Consider the following 18,104-nt stretch of genomic DNA (forward strand, 5'->3'; position numbering starts at 1 on the left):
GACTCCGCCCCATTCCTCGACATGGCCTAGTCCCGACACGAGTGCGATGACGGCTCACCGACTTTCTTCGGTGGGCCGTCATCTTTTCGTCGGAGGCGGCTGCACGGGGCTGTTCGGTGGTGTGTAGTTTCAACCGTGCGCCGAGGTGGATGCGGCCCATTCGACACCGTGCGGTGGGGAGCGATTCACCCGCGAGTTCCCCATTATTCACGATACTCATCATCGCGTTCACCAGCGGTTACACACAATTCACGAACCTCCGCGCGCTGGCAATTGTGTGAATTATCTGACAGCGAACGCCCGGAAGTCGCTTTCCTCGCGAATTTTCGCTGGCCGCAGCGGATTGACTTTTCAAATTCGTCCATTGTGGACGGTTTTCGCGGCATGGCGTGTTCTCGTCATGGCTGTCGTTCGGCCCGCTTCTCCGGTTACGTTCCAGTGCGAACGGAGTCGATTCAGATGGACATCAACCGACCAGTCGCGGGGTTTGCTCTGTGGACGGCCGGACGGCCGATGGGAACCGTACCCCGACGAGGGCCCATCGATACGCCGAATGGCCTTTCACGTCGCCAAGCCCCGCCCTGCCGCCGAATCGGCGACAGGGGCCTGGCGGCCGGACGTCGCGAAACCCCGAGGTGGCGTCCGGCCGCCGCCGGCTGATGCAGACCCCAGAAAACTTCGGTCAACGCCGACCGCTGGAAATGGCAATTCCCAACGGTTTTCAGGTATCCGGGAGATCCGAGGAGGATTCACCGCGTGCCTTGAGTTCTGGCGCTGGCTGCCAGAGGAAGTGCGGCGGACGTGCAGCAGATTCTCGTGGCTTTCGACGGATTCGTTCCGGTGGTGACGACACTGCTCCTGATCGCGGGCGCCGTCGGATGCGGATCAGCCTTGTTCCGAGGCTATTCGACCGAGCCGTTCGTGATGCGGGAGCCGATGATCGACGGGGCCCTGGCCTATTCGGTCCTCGTCGTGGGATACCTGGTCTTCACACCCCAGGTGCCGACTCTCGAGCCGTTCCGGCCCGACATCGGCAACGACGTCACGGAGGCGCTCACAGCGGCTCCGGGTGACTCGCAGCCGTGGCTGCAGCTCGTGGGCAACCTCGTGCTGCTGCTGCCGCTGAGCGTGCTGGTGCCGCAACGGCTCCTGTGGTTCGACAACGTCGTGAAGATCGCGCTCGGCGGCCTGCTGTGCTCCGCGACGATCGAGACGATCCAGTTCATCGCGATCAGCGGGCGCGTCTGCTCCGCCGACGACGTGGTCTGCAACTCCATCGGAGCCACCCTCGGCGGCATGCTCGTGCGGCTGCCGTTCTGGATCAGCCCCACGAGTCGTCCGCAGCACCGGACCACGGGGGAGAGCGACCCGACGGTCTGGCTGCTCATCGCCCGCATCGAGCACGAGCGCCAGTGCTACAAGGCCGCGGCTCAGAGCCGGCAGAACCTCCCGCGCCGCCGCCCGTCCCTGCCCCAGCAGCCGGTGCTCACCAAGCGCCCGGCGCTGGCGGGGCAGGAAGTCTTCCGCCAGCCGCCCGGGCTGGTCGGCGGTCCTCAGCGGCGCGCTCTGGCGGGCCAGCAGCACATCCGCTGAAGACCCCGGTGGTCGGGAGCACTCCGTCGCGATCCCGGCCACCGGCCCTTCGCGTGCGCTGCGGCCGGGCTCACCAGAGCCCTGAGGTGCTCAGGAGTTCAGCTTCTCGTTCCGCGCGCTCATGGAGCGCCCGAGCTCTCGGGTCTCCTGCTCCAACTGCGGGATGAGCCGGATCAGCTGCCGGCGCATGACCAGTTCTACCAGCGCGGAGCCCGGCACGTTGCGCAGCCAGTGCATCAGCATGACGGCGCGCGGGACGTAGACGCGGCGCTTGCGGCGCTCGACGGCGTTGGCGAAGGCCTGAGCGCACCGGTCGGGCGTGGTGATGGCGCGCATCGGCCACGGCAGGCGCTTGCGCATCTCGGTGAAGGTCTTCAGGTCGCCGGCGACTTCGCGCACCAGGTCGGTGTCGATCCACGACGGGTGCGCCGAGCCGACCGACACGCCCAGGTGCAGGACCTCCATGCGCAGAGCCGAGGCGAGCGCCTCGCTGGCGGCCTTGCTCGCGGTGTAGGCGGCCATGCCGCCGATCGGGGCGAACGCCGACAGCGAGGACACCACGAGCAGGTAGCCCTTGCTCGCGGCGAGTTCGGGCATCACCGCGCGCGCGGTGTGGAACACGCCGTTGACGTTGACGTCGATGGTCTTGAGGAAGCCGCGCGGGTCCCCCGCCCGGACGCTGCCCAGCGGAGCGATGCCGGCGTTGGCGATGGCGGCGTCGATGCGGCCGAACTTCGCGGTCGCGGCGTCGACGGCGGCCTGCAGCGAGTCGGGGTCGGTGACGTCGGCCTCGGCCCAGAAGTGACCTTCGCCGAGCTCGGCGGCGACTGCGGCCAGCTCGTCCGGTTCCAGGCCCACGAGGGCGAGCTTGGCGCCGCGTCGTGCCAGCTCGCGCGCGGTTTCGGCGCCGATGCCCCGGGCGGCACCAGTGATCAGGACGACCTTGCCGGACACGTTCGCCATCTGCTCTCCCTCGAGTCGACCGCTAGCTACTCCGCAGTAGCTTACTGGCGGTAGCCTACGCCGAGTAGGTTTCGAGGTGAAGAGCGAAAAAGGCACCCGCGACGAATCGCGGGTGCCTCTCGTGCGGAGCCGGTAGCTCCGAAGATCAAGCGATGGCGTTGAGCTTCGCCGTGATCTCCTGCTGCTCGGTGGTCAGCTCGGTCGCGAGCTCCTTGAGCGCGGCGTCGTTCTGGGCCGAGGAGGCCAGCGTGGCGGCCTCGTTGACCAGCGACAGCACCTGCTGCTTCCACTGGGCGTCGAAGGCCGTTCCGCTCAGCGCCGAGAGCGCTGCGTCCGCCGACTCGGCGTGCGCGGCACCGCCCGCCTGCTGCTGGAGCTCGGAGACCTGCTCCGTCGCGGACTGCTGGAGCTCCGCCGCGACGGACTTCGCCTGCGGGCTCGTCGCCTTGGTGGCGCCCAGCTCGGCCAGCGCCAGGACCTGCTGGCGGTTGCTCAGCAGCTGAGCGGCCGGACCGCTCGCGCCGTGCTCGCCGGTCGAGGCCTGACCGGCCATCTTCGGCGCGTCCGCGGGCGGGGTGCCCGGGGCCGGCGGCTGGTCGCTGTCGTACTCGGCCGGTGTGCAGCCCGCGAGTGCGATACCGCCGACCAGCACAGCGCCGATGATCGTGCTCTTCCGCACGTGCTTCCCCTCCAGGATCTGGTGGACGTCGTCCCAGGGCTGCCCGGTGCGAACGCAGGTGGGCTGCCGGACCTGTTGTCACGTAGGTTATCTGTCCGCCTCGCGCCCGGTGCGGCCGACGTCCACGCGCGCGGCCGCAGATCGCCGTGTGTCTGATGGCTCTCACCCGGCGTGACGATCGAGGGCCCGATGAATAGGGTGGCTACGGCCCGGCCGAACTCCGGCCGGAGCCCAGGACTAGTATCCGCAGTCGGCGGTATTGCGACCAGCTCCCGCGCAGGGGTTCCTGCCGGGCGTCGCATGCGGTCACCGGCCCAACCCGGGCCGGGGCGGATCCGTCCGGGTCCGAGAAGGCTTCAAAGGGAGTTGCAGGAGGCACCGTGACGGCCGTCGCGCCACAGCCGATCGCCACGCGCCCCTATCCGGTGCGCAAAACGGTTAAGGGATCGTTCCTGGCGCGGATGTTCCGCACCACGGACCACAAGCAGATCGGCATCCTCTACCTGGTCACCTCGATCGCGTTCTTCTTGGTCGGCGGCCTCATGGCGATGCTGATCCGCGGCGAGCTGGCCGTTCCGGGACTTCAGTTCCTGTCGCAGGAGCAGTACAACCAGCTGTTCACCATGCACGGCACGATCATGCTGCTGCTGTACGCGACGCCGATCCTGTTCGGCTTCGCGAACTACATCCTTCCGCTGCAGATCGGTTCGCCCGACGTCGCGTTCCCGCGGTTGAACGCGTTCGGGTACTGGCTCTACCTGTTCGGCGGCCTCATGGTCGTCAGCGGCTTCCTGCTGCCGGGTGGCGCCGCCGACTTCGGCTGGTTCGCCTACACCCCGCTGTCGGACGCCCTGCACTCGCCGGGCCACGGCGCGGACATGTGGATCGCCGGTCTGGCCGTCTCCGGTCTGGGCACGATCCTCGGTGCGGTCAACATGCTGACCACCGTGGTCTGCCTGCGCGCCCCCGGCATGACGATGTTCCGGATGCCGATCTTCACCTGGAACATCATGGTCACCAGCGTGCTGATCCTGATGGCGTTCCCGATCCTGACCGCCGCGCTGCTCGGCCTCATGGCCGACCGCCACCTGGGCGCCCACGTCTTCGACCCGGCCAACGGCGGCGTCATCCTGTGGCAGCACCTGTTCTGGTTCTTCGGGCACCCCGAGGTCTACATCGTCGCGCTGCCGTTCTTCGGCATCGTCTCCGAGATCTTCCCGGTGTTCAGCCGCAAGCCGCTGTTCGGCTACTCGGGCCTGGTCTACGCGACCCTGGGCATCGCCGCGCTGTCGGTCGTCGTGTGGGCGCACCACATGTACGCCACCGGCGCCGTGCTGCTGCCGTTCTTCGCGTTCACCACGTTCCTGATCGCGGTCCCGACCGGTGTGAAGTTCTTCAACTGGATCGGCACCATGTGGAAGGGGCAGCTGACCTTCGAGACGCCGATGATCTTCAGCGTCGGCTTCCTGGTCACGTTCCTCTTCGGTGGTCTCACCGGCGTCCTGCTGGCCATGCCGCCGATCGACTTCCACGTGTCGGACACCTACTTCGTGGTCGCGCACTTCCACTACGTGCTCTACGGCACGATCGTGTTCGCCACCTTCGCCGGCATCTACTTCTGGTTCCCGAAGATGACGGGCCGGATGATGGACGAGCGGCTGGGCAAGCTGCACTTCTGGCTGACCTTCATCGGCTTCCACGGCACGTTCCTCGTCCAGCACTGGCTGGGCAACGAGGGCATGCCGCGCCGGTACGCCGACTACCTGGAGTCCGACGGCTTCACCACGCTGAACGCCATCTCCACCATCGGCGCGTTCATCCTGGGCGCCTCGATGCTCCCGTTCCTCTACAACGTCTTCAAGAGCTACCGGTACGGCGAGGTCGCCGAGGTCGACGACCCGTGGGGCTACGGCAACTCACTCGAGTGGGCCACGTCCTGCCCGCCGCCGCGGCACAACTTCAAGGAGCTGCCGCGGATCCGCTCCGAGCGGCCCGCGTTCGAGCTGCACTACCCGCACATCTCCGAGCGGATGCGGCTGGAAGCGCACCTGTCCCTGACCGGCAAGACCTTGGCCCACAAGGAGGAGGAAGGCTCTGGCGGTACCGCCACCCTGACTCAGCCGGCCAAGGACAAGGACACGTCGGATCGGGACGACACCACCGAGAAGTGACCTCGTCGATAGCCCCGAACGGCACGGTTGTGCCAGGGTAGGGACCAGCTCGACGGCGAGCCCCGGCAAGCCAAACGGCCTGCCGGGGCTCGTTGCTGTTTTTGGTGTTGTCTCGCGGAGGCTTGCGTGGCGGTGCGGGCTGAGTCCCACACCTGCGGCAAGGGCAAGCGCCACCTCCTCGAACGACCCACGTCCAGCATTCTCGGTTAGAGAGGAACTTTCGCAGTCGTGAGCTCCCATGTGACCACCGTGTTGATCACCGTGACCGGCAAGGACAAGCCCGGCGTCACCTCCGTGCTGTTCGCCGCGTTCACCCGTTACGGCGTGGACATCGTCGACGTCGAGCAGGTGGTGATCCGCGGTCGTCTCGTGCTGGGCGTGCTGGTGTCCACCGAGACCGACCCGGAGACGCTGCAAGAAGCCGTGGAACAGGCGATGGCGACCGTCGGCATGACCGTCGACGTCGAGATCGGCGCCGAGGACATCGACGCCGCCAAGCTCGGTTCCACGCACGCCGTGGTCGTGCTGGGGCAGCCGGTGACCGCCCGCAACTTCAGCGACGTGTCCCGGGCGCTCGCCGAGATCAACGTCAACATCGACTCCATCCGCCGCGTCGCCGACTACCCGGTGACCGGGCTGGAGTTGCAGGTCACAGCGCCGCACGTGGAAGACGACACGGAGCTCACCGAGGCGATGGCGGCGCTCGCCGCCAAGACCGGGGTCGACCTGGCGGTGGAGCGCAACGGCTTGTCCCGCCGCGCCAAGCGGCTCGTGGTCTTCGACGTCGACTCCACGCTGATCCAGGGCGAGGTCATCGAGATGCTGGCCCGCCGGGCCGGCTGCGAGGACCAGGTCCGCGAGGTCACCGAGCGCGCCATGCGCGGCGAGCTGGACTTCGGCGAGTCCTTACGGCAGCGGGTCGCCGTGCTGGAAGGACTGCCCGCGACCGTGCTCGACGAGGTCGCGGCCGAGCTGGAGCTCACCCCGGGCGCGCGGACCACGATCCGCACCCTGCGCAGGCTCGGGTTCCACACCGGCGTCGTCTCCGGCGGGTTCACGCAGATCATCGACCAGCTGGTGGACGAGCTCGGGCTCGACTTCAGCGCGGCCAACGAGCTGGAGATCGTCGACGGGAAGCTCACCGGGCGCGTCATCGGCGAGATCATCGACCGGCCGGGCAAGGCCAAGGCGCTGCGCAGCTTCGCCGAGTCCTTCGGCGTCCCCTCCGCGCAGTGCGTGGCCGTGGGCGACGGGGCCAACGACATCGACATGCTCTCCGCCGCAGGCCTCGGTGTGGCGTTCAACGCCAAACCCGCGCTGCGCGAGGTCGCCGACACCGCGCTGTCCTACCCGTTCCTGGACACGGTGCTGTTCGTGATGGGCGTGACCCGCGCCGAGATCGAATCCGCCGACGCCGAGGACGGTGTGCTGCGACGGGTGCCACTCGAGCAGTGATTCCGGAACACCCACGACGTGACGGGAGTTGAGCAGGTCGTGTTGCCGCTCTCCGTGCTGGACCCGCTCCTCTCCCGCTACGCGCAGTGGCTCTCGCTGACCGGCGAAGCCACCGCCGACACCTCGGACGAAGACCCCGAGCAGGTCGTGCTGATGCCGATGGTGCTGCGCATCGAGCGCCGCGAGCCCCCGGCGCGCACGGCGCTGCTGGAGGCCGCCGCCGCTGCCGCGCTCGCGGTCTGCCTCGACGAGCGCTGCGCGCCGGGCGGGGAGTGGCACGAGGCGATGCACGGCTGGATCTCCGGCCGCATCCGCAAGGTCACCCGCCGCGCCCGCGGTGCCCACTGGGAGGCGGTGCAGTCGCTGCCCGGCATCACCGTCGAGGTCGACGGCGCGGAAGTCCGCGCGCTGCTGCCGATGCGGGTCGCCGACATGCCGAAGGAGCTCAGCCGCCTGCAGATCTCCGGCAGCGAGCTCGAACCCGACGAGCCAGGTGAGGTCGCCCACGGCGTCCCGGTGCTCTGGCTCAACCCCGACGTCCCGATGAGCGCGGGCAAATCCGCAGCGCAGGTGGGCCACGCGACGATGATCCTCGCCGCCCAGCTGCACGGCGAAGGCATGGACCGGGCCCTGGAGCGCTGGGCAGCCGATGGCTACCCGTGCGCCGTCCGCCAGGCGACGCCGGAGACCTGGGCAGACCTCCACCCCGGAGACGACCCCGAAACCGCCTGGCGCAAGTCCCGAGTCGCGATGGTCCGCGACGCGGGCTTCACCGAAGTCGACCCCGGCACGGTCACCGTCCTCGCCCAGTGGCGGTTGACTTGGGTCGAACTTCCTCCGGGACAGCGGAGCGCCGACCTCCTCGATCGGGAGGACCGCTTCTGAGGATCAGCCCGTGCCCTCGCTCAGGGAACCGGCGAGATCGTCGTTCCGGGTGGAAAGCGGAACCAGGCGGACGATTCGGCATCCCAGCCTTGCATGGTCGTGATGCCGGAGGCCACGCGCATCGCAACGCCTTGGCAGTGCACGAGGCCCCTCGCCGAGAGGCGAACGACGTCGTAGTCGGCGGAGACGGCTCGCCAGGACACGCCGATCGTGCCGTCGGTGCAGCGGACGGGGTACTCGTTGACCAGCCGACGCCAGTCCTCCGGTTCGTCGATCAAGCGAACCCGCACCTCGGCGGGGTCGAACTCGAGGAGGAACAGCTTCTTGCTCTGCTTGTCCGGGACCGGTGAACGGATGGTGTCGAGGGAGCTCGTTCCGTCGGGCAGCAGCGAGCCCGTCCACACGGCGTGGCGCGGTTTCGCCGCGACCGCGGGGTTGTGCTCATCGGCCTCGAGCGTCGCGACGCCGAGTCCGGGGAGGTCGACGGCGTATCGAGATTGGGGCGAGGTCAAGGCGGTTTCGCCGAACCAACCCTGTTGAAGTCGCTGGACCAGCCTTTCCTGAACTGCGGCGCGCTCGTGTTCCCCCACGAGGTCTTCGCCGGTCGGCCCGTACAGGCACGACACGGCCATCGAGATCCGCCCGTAGAGCTCGGCATCATCACAGCTGTCCACAAGCGAAGGACCGCCCGAGAACGATCCCGACAGCTCCCGCAAAATCGGCGAAGCCGATCTTTCCTGTCCACCGGTCATGCGTCCCCCATTCCCATCATGATTCTTGTTGTGGCGGGGGAGAACTTGTCCGCTTCCCTGGTGGAGACAGGTCGGGTTGTGACACCACCGCTTGGCTGTTGACGCTCTCAGTCGTCGCCGAGGCCCCGGGCTGCGAGGGCTTCGCCGAGGTCGTCGGCGTGGCGGAGGGTCCTGACGAGGAAGGGGATCGCGAAGGCCGGCAGGGAGCGTTCCGCGCCTCGGGCGCGCTGGGCTTCCCGGACCTGGGCGGCGATCGTCGACAGGGCCGCGATCGCCTGCACCGTGAGCCCGACCAGCAGGCCGACTCGTTCCGGGCGGATGCCGAAGCGGGCGAACGGGGTCAGGGCTCGTTCCACCGACGAGACGAGGTCGTCGACCCTGGTGACCAGGGTGAACAGGTTCGCCGCCGCGAGGGTGGCCAGCAGGCGGAGGCTGATCGTCTCGGCGCGGGCGAGGTCGAGCATCCACCACTGCAGCGCGAAGACGATCGCGACCAGCGGGATCAGCACCCGGGCGAGCTGCCAGACGCGGCGGAGCCGGATCCGGGCCAGCGCGTAGCCCAGGGCCGCCGCCAGCACGCAGCCCGACAACGCCACCGGGCCGCTGAGCACGAACGTGACGACCGCGAACACCAGCAGTGCCAGCAGTTTCCAGCCCGCGCCGAGCCGGTGCAGCGGGCTGGTGCCGGGTTCGTACAGGCCCAGCGGGTTCACCCGATCAGCTCCCGGTAGAAGCCGACAGCCCGGTCCGGGACGTCGTCGGCGACGACGCGGCCCTGGTCGAGGACGATGACTCGGTCGAAGCCGTCGAGCAGGTCGAGGTCGTGGGTGACCAGCACGACCTGCTGCTCCAGCCCGGCCAGGACCTCACCGAAGTGCCGCTTGTTGCGCAGGTCCAGCAGGGTCGTGGGCTCGTCGCAGACCAGCACGTCCGGTTCCAGCACCAGCATCGAGCACAGCGCCAGCAGCTGCTTCTGCCCACCGGAGAGCTGGTGGGCGGGGTGCTCGGCGTAGCCTTCCAGCCCGTGCCGGGCCAGCATCTCGACCGCGCGCTGCTGCCGCTCCGCCTTGGACAGGCCCTGCTTGCGCAGCGAGAACGCGACGTCCTCGCCGGCCGTCGGCATCACGATCTGGCTGTCGGGGTGGGTGAAGACGAACCCGACGCGACGCCGGACCGCGCGACCCTCGCGGGCCACGTCCAGACCGTCGACCAGCACCCGGCCCCGGCTGGGGCGCACCAGGCCGTTGATCATCCTGGCCAGCGTGGACTTGCCGGAACCGTTGGCGCCGACGAACGCCACCCGCTGCTCGGACAGCCGCAGATCCACGCCGTCCAGCACGGTCCGCTCGTCGTAGCTGTGCCCGACGCCTTCGAACTCGATCAACCCACTCGCTCCCACATCGTCGCCACGCCCAGTCCGCCGCCGGAGGACAGCGCGGCCATGCCGATCCTCGGCCCGTCCTGGCGGACCATCCGGCTGAACAACCGGATCACCAGCACCGCTCCCGACGCGCCCCACGGGTGACCGAGCGCGATCGCCCCGCCGTCCGGGCTCGCGAGAGCATCATCGATGCCCACCGCGTCCAGGCACGCGAGGGCCTGCCCGGCGAAGGCCTCGTTGAACTCGACGATCTCCGGGGTGTGCCGCTCGCACAGCGCCCGCATCGCCGGGACCGCGCCCAGCCCGAGACGGTTCGGGTCCACGCCCGAGGTCCGCGCGCCCACCAGCCGCAGGCCCGGCACGCCCAGTCTCGCGCGTTGCCGTTCGCTGGTGACCAGCACCGCCGCCGCGCCGTCGCTGATGCCGCAGGAGTTCGCCGCGGTCGCGGTGCCGTCAGGGGTGAAGGCCGGGCGGAAGCGGGCGAGGCGCTGCGGGGTGAAAGCCCTGCGGGGGCGTTCGTCACCGGTCACCGAGCCGATCGGGACCAGCTCGGCGTCGAAGCGGTCGGCGTCCTGCGCCGCGACGGCGCGCGCGTGGCTGCGGGCGGCGAAGGCGTCCTGGCGGTCGCGGCCGATGCCGGCCTCGGCGGCGACGAGGTCGGCGGCCGGTCCCATGTCCGGGTCGCCGATGTCCGCGGGCGCGAACGGGGCTCTCCGGTAGAAGGTCGGCGGTTCGGTCGCGTTCCTCGGCCGCCACGCGCGCCACGGTGCCGTCGACGGGCTCTCCACGCCGCCTGCCAGGAAGAACTCGTCGTCGGTGATCATCGATGCCGCGGCGGTGATCGCCGACAGACCGCTGGCGCACTGCCGGTCGATCGTCATGCCCGGGGTCGCCTCGCCCAGGCCGGCGCGCAGCGCAGCGACCCGCGCGGGGTTGCCGCCGGGACCGAGGACGTTGCCCAGCAGCACGTCGTCGACCCGCTCGATCCCGGCGTCGTCCAGGACCGCGCGCAGCACCGGGGCGGCGAGCCGGTCGGCCTCGACGTTCCGGAGGGCCCCTCCGGCCTCGCCGATGGGGGAGCGGCGGGCTGCGATGATCACCGGGTTCACAGCTGCTCCCCGCTGCTCAGCCGCTCGGCGATCACCGCGCGCGCGGGCTTGCCGGACGCCGTGCGGGGAAGCGCGTCGACGATCAGCCAGCGACGCGGGAGCTCGGCGGGGTGCAGCTTCCGGCGGGCGTGCGCGCGCAGGTCGGCCAACTGCGCGTCGCCCTCGACGACCGCGGTGACGATCGATCCGAAGCGCGGATGACGGGTGGGGGCGACGACCACGTCCACCACGCCGTCGACCGCCCGGAGCGCCGACTCCACGGCCTCGACCGGGACCAGCCGGGCGCCGGTGTCGATCACCGCGCCCGCGCGGCCCAGGATCTCCAGCGCGCCGTCCGGGTGCTGAACGGCCTCATCACCGGTCCAGTGGGTGGAGGCGGGGACGAGCTCGCCGCGTTCCAGGTAGCCGTCGAAGGCGAGGTCGGAGCGGACCAGCAGGCGCCCGTCGAGGACCCCGACGTCGACCACCGGCATCAGCCGCTCGTCGTGGCGGACCGCGATCAGCGAGTGCTCGGCCGAGCCGTAGTACTCGACCAGCCCGCAGCCCGGAAGAGCCCTCGCCAGGCGCTCCGCCAACGCGGGATCGGGCTTCGCGCCGCCGCACACGACCAACCGCAGCGCGCACCGCGACCGCAGCAGCGGATCGTGCTCCAGCACGGCCAGAAGCGCCGACAGCTGGGCCGGGACCAGGTGGACCACGGTCGCGTCGCGGGTGGCCTCGGCGGCTGCCGACACCGACCAGCGGCCCAACAGGTGCAGGTCGGCGCCACCGTGGAGGGCGTGCAGGGCGCCGAAGAGGAACAGCGACGAGCTCAGCGGCGCGGGGATCAGCACCCGGTCGCCGGGCTCCAGCGGCACGCCGAGCGCGGTGAAGCTGCGCAGCCACGAACCCCGCGAACGGGCCAGCACCTTCGGCCGTCCCGTGGTCCCCGACGTCGTGGGCAGGTAGAACCACGTCGACTCGTCGCCCACCGGAACTGCGGTGCCCAGGTCGGGACCGGGCGGCGCGTCCGCGTCGAGCAGGACGTCCGGGCGCGCGTCGTCCAGCACCCCGTCGAGATCGGGCCAGTCCGGGTCGATCAGCAGCGACGCGCACCCGGCCAGGTCGGCGCCGAGGAAGTGGATCAGCCGGGACGTCTCGTCCGATCCGGAGATCGCCACCCGCGCACCCGGCGGCAGCCTGCGGGCGACCTCGTGCGCTGCCGACACCAGCTCCGGGCCGGTCAGGTCGCCGACGCGCGAGACGGGTTCGCGCCCGAGGATGGGCAGCACGTCAGCTCTCGGCCGGCCGCCGCGCAGCACCCGTGAGCGCCTGCGGCACCGCCCGGTGCACGGCCACGGCGACCAGCGACACCGCCACCAGCTTCACCGCATCGCCCGGCAGGAACACCAGCGACTGCACCGCGGCCGACGGCAGATCACCGATCATCAAGCCCCAGTACGGGATTCCGACGAGGTAGTCGGCGGCGACACCGGCGAGGTTGGCCAGCAGCAGGACGCCGAGACCCGGCTTCGCCGAGCGCTGCACGATCAGGCCGACGACCAGGGCCGAGAGGATCCAGCCGAGCAGGAAACCACCGCTGGGGCCCAGGAACGGCGCGATCCCGCCGCGCCCGCCCGACAGCAGCGGCAAGCCGATCGCGGTCAGCGCCACGAACAGCAGCACCGACGAAGTCCCTCGACGGGCGCCGAGGATGCTGCCCGCCAGCAGAGGTCCGGCGTTCTGCAGCACGACCGGCACCGCGGCACCGGCGAGGTAGAAACCGGGGAAGATCCCGAGCACCGCGATGAACGCGGCGAACACCACGGTGCGCGCCAGGTTCGCAGCCGGCGAGGACGGGCGTTCGGACACGGCGGTGCTCCCCAAGGTCGAGGTCGGCGACCGATTGAACCTACCTGGGTTCGACCAGGCCGTTCAATCGAGGAAGCGGAGCTCACACCGCGATCTCACCCCGTGGTGAGCCGCTTCAGCGCCCCGCGCACCACATCGGGATCGTGCGTCGTCCAGAACGGCGGGAGCGATGCCCGCAGGAAACCGCCGTAGCGCGCGGTGGCCAGCCGGGGGTCCAGGACCGCGATCACGCCCCGGTCGTTCTGGGACCGCAGGAGCCTGCCGGCGCCCTGCGCCAGCAGCAGCGCGGCGTGCGTGCCGGCGACGGTGAGGAAACCGTTGCCGCCGTGCTCGGAGATCCGCTGCTGGCGAGCCGAGGCGAGCGGGTCGTCGGGCCGGGGGAACGGGATCCGGTCCATGATCACCAGCTGCAGCGAGTCGCCGGGGACGTCCACGCCCTGCCACAGCGAGAGGGTTCCGAACAGCGATGTCTCCGGATCCTCGGCGAAGCGATTGACCAGCAGAGCCGTGGTGTCGTCGCCCTGGCACAGCACCGGCGTGGACAGGCGCTTGCGCAGCTCCTCACCCGCCTGATCGGCGGCGCGGCGGGAGGAGAACAGCCCCAGCGTGCGGCCGCCCGCCGCCTGCACCAGCTCGGTGATCTCGTCCAGGACCTGCGGCTGCAGCCCGTCGCGGCCGGGAGGCGGCAGGTGGCGGGCGACGTAGAGGATGCCGCTGCGCTGGTGCTCGAACGGCGAACCGACGTCCAGACCGCTCCACTTCAGCGTCCCGCCGTCCGACGGCGCCTCCTTCGCGGTGGCCATCCCGGCAGCGGGCTCGACCTGCTGCTGCGGGGGCAGGCCCCACTGGCGGGCCAGGGTGTCGAACGAGCCGCCCAGCGACAGCGTCGCCGAGGTCAGGACCGTCGTGCGCTGGCCGAAGAGGCGGTCGCGCAGCAGCCCGCCGACGCCGATCGGCGCCACCCGGACGGCCTGGGGCCGGTTCGGTTCGTTGGACACCCACACCACGTCGTGCTGCTTGGCGTCGTCGAAGGCCTCCAGCAACCGGACCGCCGTGTCGTGCACGTCCTCGGTGAGCGCGTGCGCGAGCTTGCGGGCGGTGCTGCCCTCGACGTCCTCCTTGCGCTCCGGGCCCAGCGCTGAGATGCACGCCCACGCGGCGTCGCGGACGACGGTCAGCGAGCCGGCGAGGGCTTCGGGGAGCTTCTCCAACCGGCCGGGGGAGGAGTCCTCGAGGACCAGCTCCAGGCCTTCGGCCGCCTCGTCGAGCCGGTCGGCGGTCTCCTCGTCGATCGCCCGCCCGCAGCGCCGCGCGGCCAGCTTCACCGCGCCCGCGGTGAGCTCGCCGGTGGCGGCGGAGGTGACCCGGTCCACCAGGTCGTGGGCCTCGTCGACCAGCACCACGTCGTGCTCGGGCAGCACCGGGCGATCGTCGAGGGCGTCGATGGCCAGCAGTGCGTGGTTGGTGACCACGATGTCGGCTCGACCGGCCGTGGAGCGGGCGCGCTCGGCGAAGCAGTCGGTGCCGACCGGGCAGCGGTGCACGCCCAGGCATTCCTTCGCGGTGACCGACAGCTGCCGCCACGCCTGGTCGGTCACGCCCGGCACGAGCTCGTCGCGGTCGCCCGTCTCGGTCTCGGTCGCCCACTCCTGCACCCGCTGCACCTGGCGTTCCAGGGCCGAGGCGGCGAAGGCGTCGAACAGCGCGTCCTCGTCCGGTTCGGACGGCGCGTTGCCGTGGATGCGGTTCAGGCACAGGTAGTTGCGGCGGCCCTTGAGGATCGCGAACGTCGGCTTGCGGCCGAGGGTTTCGGCCAGCGCGTCGGACAGGCGCGGCAGGTCGCGGTCCACCAGCTGGCGCTGCAGAGCGATCGTCGCGGTCGACACGACGACGGTCGTGCCGTCGGCGACGGCGTGGCGGATCGCCGGGACCAGGTAGGCCAGCGACTTGCCGGTGCCCGTCCCGGCCTGCACGGCGAGGTGCTCGCCGGAGGTGATGGTGTGCTCGACGGCATCCGCCATCTGCGCCTGGCCCTCGCGTGGCACACCGCCGACCGCCTCGACGGCGACCTTCATCAGCGTCGCGAGGTCCGGGATGTCCTTGCGCGCCTTGGCCAGCGGCAGCGAGGGTGCCTCGGAACCGGCGCGGTCGGCGCGCTCCAGGTCGGCGGCGATCTCCGGGGGGAGCTCGTCGTCGTCATCGGACTCGAACGCGACCGGGTCGGACCATCGCGGAACAGAGGTGGGCACCCGGAAAACCTACCGCCCACCCCCGACGCGATCGGTCAGGAGACCACCGGTTCTCCCAGGAGCGTGGCTCCGGCCTCGTCGAGCTCCTCGCGCGCCTGGTCGACGGTCGCGCGCGACACGCCGGCGGTGAGCGGGAGGCGGACGGTGGTGCGCAGCCCGGCGCGCAACGCGTCGAGAGCGGTGGCCCGGACGCAGTGGTCCGTGGCGATGCCGACGACCTCGACCTCGTCCACCCCTCGGTCCCGCAGCCAGCTCAGCAGTTGATCGTCCGCGCGGCCCACGCCCTCGAAACCCGAGTAGCCATCGCTGTACTGGCCCTTGGAGAACACCGCGGAGATCCGGCTGATGTCCAGCTCCGGGTGGAACGCCGCGCCCGCGGTGCCCGCCACGCAGTGCTTCGGCCAGGAGCGCACGAAGTCCGGCTCGTCGCTGAAGTGAGCGCCCGGATCCACGTGGTAGTCGCGGGTGGCCACGACGTGCTCGTGGTCGGAACCCGCCACGAACTCCGAGATCGCGGCCGCGACCCCGGCGCCCCCGGCGACGGCGAGCGCTCCGCCCTCGCAGAAGTCGTTCTGCACGTCCACGATGATCAACGCCTTGGTCATGTCACCTCACCTCAAGCCGATTCTCGTCGAACGTCAGGATCCGAGGAAGACCGTCGGGATGGCCGGTTCGCCGTTGGACAGCTTCAGGCCCTCCCACGGCAAGGTCACCAGCGCGCGCCGCAGCCGCTCGCGGTCCTGCTCGAGCGTCGGCAGGTCGTCGACCAGCTTGCCGTCGCGGATCATCGGGATCTGCACGTGGCGGTCGTGGGGCCCCAGCGACGGTTCGGCGTCCGCGCCGTGCACGACCTCCTCCACGGCGGTGCCGGTCTCCTTGCAGCGGCGGATCGCGGCCTTGCGGCCACCGCGCGACTCCTTGTGCGAGCTGCGCTTGGCCACCGGGCGGCCCTCGACCTCGACCAGCTTGTAGACCATCTCCGCCGTGGGCGCTCCCGATCCGGTGACCAGCGAGGTCCCGACGCCGTAGCCGTCGACGGGCTCGGCGCGCAGCGAGGCGATCGCGTACTCGTCGAGGTCCCCGGACACCACGACGCGGGTGCCGGTCGCGCCGAGGGAATCGAGCTGCTCGCGGGCCTGGCGCGCCAGCACCCCCACGTCACCGGAGTCGATGCGGACCGCGCCCAGCCCGGTTCCCGCCGTCCGCACGGCGAGGTCGATGCCGCGGCTGATGTCGTAGGTGTCGACCAGCAGCGTGGTGCCGGTGCCCAGCGCGGCGATCTGCGACTCGAACGCGGAGGCCTCCGAGTCGTGCAGCAGCGTGAAGGCGTGCGCGGCCGTGCCGGTGGTGGGAATGCCGTAGCGGCGCCCCGCCTCGAGGTTGGAGGTGGCGGTGAAACCGGCGAGGTAGGCGATGCGGGCCGCCGAGACCGCCGATTCCTCGTGGGTGCGGCGCGAGCCCATCTCGATGATCCGGCGACCGTTGGCGGCGGAGACCATGCGCGCGGCGGCCGCGGCGATCGCGCTGTCGTGGTTGAGGATCGACAGGATCACGGTCTCCAGCACGACGGCCTCGGCGAAGGTGCCGCGCACCGTCAGCAGCGGCGAGCCGGGGAAGTACAGCTCGCCCTCCGGGTAGCCGTCGATCTGCCCGCTGAACCGGTAGTCGCGCAGCCAGTCCAACGTGCGCTCGTCGACGACCTCGTGCTCGGCGAGCTGCGCGAGCTCGGCCTCGCCGAACCGGAAGTTCTCCACCGCGTCCAGCACCCGGCCGATGCCGCCTGCGACGCCGTAGCGGCGGCCGTTGGGCAGTCGCCGCGTGAACACCTCGAAGACGCACTCGCGGTGGGCTGTGCCGTCGCGCAGTGCACTGGCCAGCATCGTCAGCTCGTAGTGATCGGTCAGCAGCGCGGTGCTAGAGCTCATGAGCAGAGATTACGTGGTGCCTGCTGAGGACGAGCAGCTCACGTCGTGCCCCCGTGCCACTCGCGCCCGTGCCGGAAGATGACCACGGGCATATGCCCCGTGCCGTTGTTCGGATTTGTTCGTGCGGTGGGCACAGCCGTTATCGGCTCGTGCGACGATGGGGCCATGACCTCGCCCGCTGAAATCGAGCGCGCGCAACTCGAGCAGGACGCCGAAGGCACGACGGACAAGCCGTGGGTGACCGTGGTCTGGAACGACCCGGTCAACCTCATGTCCTATGTGACCTACGTGCTCCAGAAGATCTTCGGATACACCCGGGATCACGCTACGAAGTTGATGCTGGACGTGCACCACAAGGGCAAGGCGGTGGTTTCCTCGGGTTCGAAGGAGAAGGTCGAGGGCGATGTGGCGAAGCTGCACTCCGCCGGCTTGTGGGCGACGATGCAGAAGGATTCGTGAGTGGACGGCTGGACCCGCAAGAACGGCCACGTGCAGGCCGAGCTCTCCCAGCAGGAGGCGGCCGTGGTCCGCGGGCTGGTCGGGCAGATCAAGGACATGCTCACCGCCCGCGCCGACGAGGCCCCCAAGGACGAGCTCGCGGAGCTGACCGGCATCCGCACCGGACCGTCGGCTCCTCCGGAGGACCGGGTGGTCGCGCGGTTGCTGCCGGACTTCTACCGGCGCGATCCGATCACCGGTGACACCGACGAGGAAGATGCCGACGCGGCGGGCGCCATGAGGTCGTTGCACGAACCGGAGCTGCTGGAGGCCAAGACCGGCGCGGCTCAGCTCGTCCTGGAGACCTGCCCGCCGATGGGCGGCAAGGTCAAGCTCACCAGCGAGCAGGCGGACAACTGGCTGACGGCGCTCAACGACGTCCGCTTGGCCCTGGGCACGGCGCTGGACGTCGAGGACGACATGCCGGACGAGCTTCCCGAGGACGATCTCCGCCGCGAGCACCTCGGCGTCTACCAGTGGCTCACCTGGGTCCAGGACTCCCTGGTCTCCGCGATCCTCGACTGACCAGCGGGCGCGAGTTCACTCGACCTGGGCATTTCCCAGTTTTAGTCCAAACCGAGGACCCTTCGTGC

The 18,104-nt window shown here is 70.3% G+C and carries 17 protein-coding genes; 6 read left to right on the plus strand and 11 right to left on the minus strand.

Going from position 1 to position 18,104, the window contains the following annotated elements:
• Window positions 1-801: 801 nt before the first annotated feature.
• A complete protein-coding gene (locus tag FHU35_RS22995; RefSeq protein ID WP_145743205.1) occupies window positions 802-1,593 on the plus strand; it encodes a VanZ family protein in 792 nt (263 codons plus the stop codon).
• Window positions 1,594-1,683: 90 nt separating this feature from the next.
• On the opposite strand, the gene FHU35_RS23000 is transcribed toward FHU35_RS22995, so the two are convergent.
• Both FHU35_RS23000 and FHU35_RS23005 read right to left on the minus strand, forming a co-directional pair.
• Window positions 1,684-2,556 carry an SDR family oxidoreductase gene (locus tag FHU35_RS23000; protein ID WP_145743207.1) on the minus strand — a complete coding sequence of 291 codons (873 nt, stop codon included), beginning with the start codon at window positions 2,554-2,556 and terminating at the stop codon, window positions 1,684-1,686.
• Between the two features lie 145 nt (window positions 2,557-2,701).
• A complete protein-coding gene (locus FHU35_RS23005; protein WP_145743209.1) occupies window positions 2,702-3,235 on the minus strand; it encodes a DUF305 domain-containing protein in 534 nt (177 codons plus the stop codon).
• A 380-nt stretch (window positions 3,236-3,615) separates the two neighbouring features.
• Here FHU35_RS23005 and ctaD point away from each other — a divergent pair, with 380 nt between their 5' ends.
• The 3 genes from ctaD to FHU35_RS23020 all read left to right on the plus strand — a co-directional run bounded on the left by ctaD (window position 3,616) and on the right by FHU35_RS23020 (window position 7,746).
• On the plus strand, window positions 3,616-5,406 hold the full coding sequence (gene ctaD, locus FHU35_RS23010; protein ID WP_145743211.1) for an aa3-type cytochrome oxidase subunit I: 1,791 nt from the start codon (window positions 3,616-3,618) through the stop codon (window positions 5,404-5,406).
• 228 nt (window positions 5,407-5,634) lie between these two features.
• A complete protein-coding gene (gene serB, locus FHU35_RS23015; RefSeq protein WP_145743213.1) occupies window positions 5,635-6,861 on the plus strand; it encodes a phosphoserine phosphatase SerB in 1,227 nt (408 codons plus the stop codon).
• An 18-nt stretch (window positions 6,862-6,879) separates the two neighbouring features.
• Window positions 6,880-7,746, plus strand: coding sequence for an aminoacyl-tRNA hydrolase (locus FHU35_RS23020; RefSeq protein ID WP_246110513.1), 867 nt, complete (start codon window positions 6,880-6,882; stop codon window positions 7,744-7,746).
• Window positions 7,747-7,766: 20 nt separating this feature from the next.
• On the opposite strand, the gene FHU35_RS23025 is transcribed toward FHU35_RS23020, so the two are convergent.
• The 9 genes from FHU35_RS23025 to FHU35_RS23065 form a co-directional block, all read right to left on the minus strand.
• A complete protein-coding gene (locus FHU35_RS23025) occupies window positions 7,767-8,420 on the minus strand; it encodes a hypothetical protein (protein WP_246110514.1) in 654 nt (217 codons plus the stop codon).
• Between the two features lie 185 nt (window positions 8,421-8,605).
• On the minus strand, window positions 8,606-9,211 hold the full coding sequence (locus FHU35_RS23030; RefSeq protein WP_145743215.1) for an energy-coupling factor transporter transmembrane component T family protein: 606 nt from the start codon (window positions 9,209-9,211) through the stop codon (window positions 8,606-8,608).
• Window positions 9,208-9,882 carry an energy-coupling factor ABC transporter ATP-binding protein gene (locus FHU35_RS23035; protein ID WP_145743217.1) on the minus strand — a complete coding sequence of 225 codons (675 nt, stop codon included), beginning with the start codon at window positions 9,880-9,882 and terminating at the stop codon, window positions 9,208-9,210. Before FHU35_RS23035 ends, FHU35_RS23030 begins: the two co-directional genes overlap by 4 nt.
• Window positions 9,879-10,979 (minus strand): thiolase family protein, encoded by a 1,101-nt coding sequence (locus tag FHU35_RS23040; RefSeq protein ID WP_186459592.1) that lies wholly within the window; start codon window positions 10,977-10,979, stop codon window positions 9,879-9,881. The genes FHU35_RS23035 and FHU35_RS23040 overlap by 4 nt, the downstream gene beginning before the upstream one ends.
• A gap of 5 nt (window positions 10,980-10,984) precedes the next feature.
• Entirely contained in the window at window positions 10,985-12,259 is a 1,275-nt protein-coding gene (locus FHU35_RS23045) for a class I adenylate-forming enzyme family protein (protein ID WP_246110515.1), read from the minus strand.
• Window position 12,260: 1 nt separating this feature from the next.
• The gene (locus FHU35_RS23050; protein ID WP_145743222.1) at window positions 12,261-12,839 is read right to left on the minus strand and encodes a biotin transporter BioY; all 579 of its coding nucleotides are present in this window, start codon (window positions 12,837-12,839) and stop codon (window positions 12,261-12,263) included.
• 95 nt (window positions 12,840-12,934) lie between these two features.
• Window positions 12,935-15,088 carry an ATP-dependent DNA helicase gene (locus tag FHU35_RS23055; protein WP_425474172.1) on the minus strand — a complete coding sequence of 718 codons (2,154 nt, stop codon included), beginning with the start codon at window positions 15,086-15,088 and terminating at the stop codon, window positions 12,935-12,937.
• A 35-nt stretch (window positions 15,089-15,123) separates the two neighbouring features.
• Window positions 15,124-15,693, minus strand: a complete 570-nt coding sequence (locus FHU35_RS23060) for an isochorismatase family protein (RefSeq protein ID WP_145743224.1) — start codon at window positions 15,691-15,693, stop codon at window positions 15,124-15,126.
• 33 nt (window positions 15,694-15,726) lie between these two features.
• Window positions 15,727-17,013 (minus strand): nicotinate phosphoribosyltransferase, encoded by a 1,287-nt coding sequence (locus FHU35_RS23065; protein ID WP_145743226.1) that lies wholly within the window; start codon window positions 17,011-17,013, stop codon window positions 15,727-15,729.
• Window positions 17,014-17,178: 165 nt separating this feature from the next.
• On the opposite strand from FHU35_RS23065, the gene clpS reads away from it, so the two are divergent.
• Window positions 17,179-17,472 (plus strand): ATP-dependent Clp protease adapter ClpS, encoded by a 294-nt coding sequence (gene clpS / locus FHU35_RS23070; protein WP_145743817.1) that lies wholly within the window; start codon window positions 17,179-17,181, stop codon window positions 17,470-17,472.
• Complete coding sequence (locus tag FHU35_RS23075; RefSeq protein WP_145743228.1) at window positions 17,473-18,036, plus strand: DUF2017 domain-containing protein; 564 nt, start codon at window positions 17,473-17,475, stop codon at window positions 18,034-18,036. It abuts the gene before it with no gap.
• The last annotated feature ends 68 nt before the right edge of the window (window positions 18,037-18,104 follow it).

The sequence above is a fragment of the Saccharopolyspora dendranthemae genome (assembly GCF_007829955.1).
Lineage (GTDB): Bacteria > Actinomycetota > Actinomycetes > Mycobacteriales > Pseudonocardiaceae > Saccharopolyspora > Saccharopolyspora dendranthemae.

What these genes read in the sequence shown, in the direction of transcription:
- FHU35_RS23000 (WP_145743207.1), bottom strand. Translation starts at nt 2,556, where the DNA reads ATGGCGAACGTGTCCGGCAAGGTCGTCCTGATCACTGGTGCCGCCCGG.
- clpS (WP_145743817.1), top strand. Translation starts at nt 17,179, where the DNA reads ATGACCTCGCCCGCTGAAATCGAGCGCGCGCAACTCGAGCAGGACGCC.
- FHU35_RS23060 (WP_145743224.1), bottom strand. Translation starts at nt 15,693, where the DNA reads ATGACCAAGGCGTTGATCATCGTGGACGTGCAGAACGACTTCTGCGAG.
- FHU35_RS23065 (WP_145743226.1), bottom strand. Translation starts at nt 17,013, where the DNA reads ATGAGCTCTAGCACCGCGCTGCTGACCGATCACTACGAGCTGACGATG.